At 47.4% G+C, this 650-nt stretch carries 2 pseudogenes; both read left to right on the top strand.

Annotated elements, in window-relative coordinates:
- Positions 1 to 199, top strand: a pseudogene (locus ACS8YF_RS19805) (helix-turn-helix transcriptional regulator); the annotation flags it as partial.
- Positions 200 to 245: 46 nt separating this feature from the next.
- A pseudogene (locus ACS8YF_RS19800) lies at positions 246 to 650 on the top strand (transposase); the annotation flags it as partial.

Here is a 650-nt window from a genome sequence, read left to right as displayed (position 1 = left end):
TGATGATGGTCTTGATGTTGCCAATGAAAAGATCAGACAACTATTTATTGGTCGTTATTTATCATTTACCAGAGGTAACACATTAACTCAGATGGAATTCACCATAATGGGGTATATGGTTTCTGGTTATAATCCATATCAGATTGCTGAAGTTCTGGATATGGATATCCGTAGCATCTATGATCTTACCCAGCAATAGTGGACACGCGGCTAAGTGAGTAAACTCTCAGTCAGGGGTGACTCACATGACAAAAACAGTATCAACCAGTAAAAAACCCCGTAAACAGCATTCGCCTGAATTTCGCAGTGAAGCCCTGAAGCTTGCTGAACGCATCGGTGTTACTGCCGCAGCCCGTGAACTCAGCCTGTATGAATCACAACTCTACAACTGGCGCAGTAAACAGCAAAATCAGCAGACGTCTTCTGAACGTGAACTGGAGATGTCTACCGAGATTGCACGTCTCAAACGCCAGCTGGCAGAACGGGATGAAGAGCTGGCTATCCTCCAAAAGGCCGCGACATACTTCGCGAAGCGCCTGAAATGAAGTATGTCTTTATTGAAAAACATCAGGCTGAGTTCAGCGTCAAAACCCTCTGCCGGGTACTGCGGGTCGCCCGCAGCGGCTGGTATGCCTGGCGTCAGCGCCGTC

It is taken from the genome of Salinisphaera sp. SWV1, assembly GCF_052044155.1.
GTDB lineage: Bacteria > Pseudomonadota > Gammaproteobacteria > Nevskiales > Salinisphaeraceae > Salinisphaera.
Note: the sequence above shows the minus strand (reverse complement) of the source record. Positions and strands in the feature narration are given on the sequence as shown.